Raw genomic sequence first — 2975 nt, forward strand, 5'->3', positions numbered from 1 at the left:
CTTCAGCAGGTCCTGCATCGGCGCGTGGCCACCGGGAATGTAGACCGCATCGAAACGCGCGTAACCCTGCTGCTCGATGCGCGCCAGGCTGACCACCGGCGAAGCCGTCGGCGAGGTCAGCGCCAGCTTCTCCAGCAGGTCCTTGTGCAGCGTCAGCTGCGCGGCGTCGTTGCCGAAGTACGCCGGCGTCACCGAGGACGCATCCACCGTCGGTGCCCGCCCCTGCGGCGTGGCGAAGGTCACCTCGTGGCCCGCGTCCAGCAGCAGCTTGACCGGCTGCATCAGCTCGTTGAGATAGAAGCCGGTGGACAGCACCTTGCCATCCTTCAGGTCCAGGTGGTTTTCGTCGGACAGCACCACCAGCACGTTGGCAGCATGCGCGCCGCTGGCGGCCAGGGTCAGGGCCAGCGCTGCGGCCAGCCGGGTCATCAGGTTCATGGGGAGCTCCTATTGGGGAATGGCGGCCACTTTATTCATCGCCCCAGCGGCGATAAATTGGCCCCATCGCAAAACATCTGTTCCCCGGAGAGCAAAATGAGCCGCAAGTTCGACTACCTGGGCGATGTGGAGGTGTTCCTGGCGGTGGTCGAGCACGGCTCGTTCACGGCTGGCGCGGTCGCGCTGTCCACCACGCCCTCGGTGCTGAGCCGCGCGGTCACCCGCCTGGAAGCGCGGCTGGGCCGGCAGCTGCTGCAGCGGACCACCCGCCGCGTGGGCCTGACCGACGCCGGGCGGCTCTACCGGGAACAGGTGCGTACCGCCTTCGGCCTGCTGGACGACGCCGAGCGCGACGTATTGGCCCAGGACGGTGCGCTGGCCGGCCGCGTGCGCCTGAGCGTGCCCACCACCTATGGCCACTACCGGCTGCCGGCCGTGCTGGCGCGCTTTGCGCAGCAGTACCCGCAGGTGCAGGTGGAACTGAACATCACCAACCGCAACGTGGACCTGGTGGCCGAAGGCTTCGACCTGGCCGTCCGCCTGGGCCAGCTGCCGGACAGCGGGCTGGTGGCGCGCAAGCTGGAAGACGCGCCGCTGCTGCTGGTGGCCGCGCCGGGCTACCTGCAGCGCCGCAGCACGCCGCAGACGCTGGACGACCTGCAGCAGCACCTGTGCCTGCCCTTCGTGATGCCGCGCACCGGGCGGTTGGCGCCGTGGATCTTCCGCGACGGCGGGCGCGACGTGGACTGGCTGCCGCGTTCGTCCATCGAGACATCCGACGATGTGCTGGGCGTGGTGTCGTTGGCCGAACAGGGCATCGGCATCTGCCAGAGCTATGAGTTCATCGTGCGCGAGCGATTGCAGCGTGGGCAGCTGGTGGAGGTGCTGCCGCAGCTGCGGGGGAGATCGCGACCGTTCTCGGTGATCTATGCACCGCATCGGCGCCAGTCGGCGGCGGCACGAGCGATGATTGAGTTGCTGGTGGGGCATGCGGCGGTGGCTGAGGACGGCGTCGGCTAAGGATGCGATGCCTACTTGCGATGTCGGGTTTGAACCGATTTTCGGACCACGCGGCAAATCAGGCGGCGTGGCCACCCGATGCGGACTAAGAACTGTTGCAAAGAAGGCCATCGCACTATTCGCTTGCGGCATGGGCGATTGCGCCACTTTGATTCGCAATCAGTAGAGCATCTGCACGAATGCGTCTTGTGGCGTCGCGTGCTGCACGAAGGGCGCGTGCAACAATAGATATTCGCTCTCGAATTCCGCGATTTCTTCGCGAATTTTGATTTGCATTCGGAGTGACGGCGTAAACACCATGGCGCGCCACCGACAACGGGTGGCCGGGTCTGCAAACCCGAAGAATGCGACGTCTGTTGTTTACGCTTGCCCGTCGGCACCGTCCTTAACCGGTGCCGGCGGGCAATCCGTCGGCCTTTATGGCGGGCGGTGCGTGGGAGTCCTCGGGCTCACCGGCTTATGACGTCGCTTCATCCGGTTTGCAGCCACGCATCGTCCGCCACCCCGCCTACGCGGTGGCGCTGTTAAGCACAGCCAAGGAAACCGACGCCATGAGCGAATCCGAAACCTTCTCCTCGTACGCCGCTGTTGAGCCCATCAACGACGACACGCCACTGCCGGACCTGAGCACCTTCTTGGGCATTCTCAAGCGCATGCGCGGATGCGAGGGGGCTGATGGGCTGCCCTGGCCGGAGAACGATGTGTCACCCGGCCGCCGCGTGAGCCTGGCAAGAACCGAGCGCGCGTTGGTAGGGCTGCTGACGGTGCTTGAGGTGCTGCACTCGGCCGACCGCTGCCGGGTGGCAGCGGAACCAGAGCGGCATCTGGATGAGGGGGTGGTTGATGGGCTGTTTCTGGCTTGCCGGGGGTTGGCTGAGTGGGCTTGTCGGGAGGTTAGGCCGGGCGAATGATTAACATGGAAATTGCCCTACTGCACACGTCTTGGAGCATCGACGAGCTCTGTCCTCATCCGAGGAAAGCACTCAATTCTGCACATAAGCGGCGATTTCAGCCTTTCCCTGGATGGCCCCATCGAAATGCTCTGCCATCACCCCAGAGAATAGATTAACAATCTCGCTTGGATTGAATTCAGGCGAGTGCTCAAACAAAACAGCATCATGCATAGGAATCTTCAAAGCAACCCTTTTATCAAGGCTCATTTTTATAAGCGCCTTCTTAAATATAAGAGATGCGGTTCCCTGAACAACTTGACTCACCGCAGAACGCTTTTCCTTTTCACTCAACGGGAGCGTAGACGAACGCCGAAGAAAGTTCCCAAATGCGGTACCAACCCTTCCAGATTTGTGGAACTCGGTGTGGATCTCCGACTTCCATTGTTCGAATCTGACAAATTTCTTAAAGAACTCCTTAGCTTTATCTCGGGCGGCACCATATCCCACTGCGGCGTCTATTAGATTTCTTCTCCTCATTCCATATGCATAGGATAAGAACAGCCTCTTTCCTTGCTTACGAAACGCCGGATCACCAAAAATCTCAATTGCTACCAGCTCATAGAC

Annotated in this window: 4 protein-coding genes; 2 read left to right on the forward strand and 2 right to left on the reverse strand. The window is 61.9% G+C overall.

What is annotated here, in order from left to right:
* On the reverse strand, positions 1–438 hold a 438-nt coding region (locus AC1DJN_RS21425; protein ID WP_477750732.1), incomplete at its 3' end, for a type 1 glutamine amidotransferase domain-containing protein.
* Positions 439–534: 96 nt separating this feature from the next.
* Between AC1DJN_RS21425 and AC1DJN_RS21430 the strand changes: the two genes are divergently transcribed.
* Complete coding sequence (locus AC1DJN_RS21430) at positions 535–1458, forward strand: LysR family transcriptional regulator (RefSeq protein ID WP_442252353.1); 924 nt, start codon at positions 535–537, stop codon at positions 1456–1458.
* A gap of 551 nt (positions 1459–2009) precedes the next feature.
* Positions 2010–2369, forward strand: a complete 360-nt coding sequence (locus tag AC1DJN_RS21435; protein ID WP_442252354.1) for a hypothetical protein — start codon at positions 2010–2012, stop codon at positions 2367–2369.
* Positions 2370–2441: 72 nt separating this feature from the next.
* On the opposite strand, the gene AC1DJN_RS21440 is transcribed toward AC1DJN_RS21435, so the two are convergent.
* A partial coding sequence (locus AC1DJN_RS21440) for a DNA polymerase (protein ID WP_478040160.1) occupies positions 2442–2975 on the reverse strand: 534 nt, incomplete at its 5' end.

It is taken from the genome of Stenotrophomonas sp. 05L414_2 (genome assembly GCF_056397905.1).

Coding starts and splice junctions, on each gene's coding strand:
- AC1DJN_RS21430 (WP_442252353.1), top strand. CDS start 535: ATGAGCCGCAAGTTCGACTACCTGGGCGATGTGGAGGTGTTCCTGGCG.
- AC1DJN_RS21435 (WP_442252354.1), top strand. CDS start 2,010: ATGAGCGAATCCGAAACCTTCTCCTCGTACGCCGCTGTTGAGCCCATC.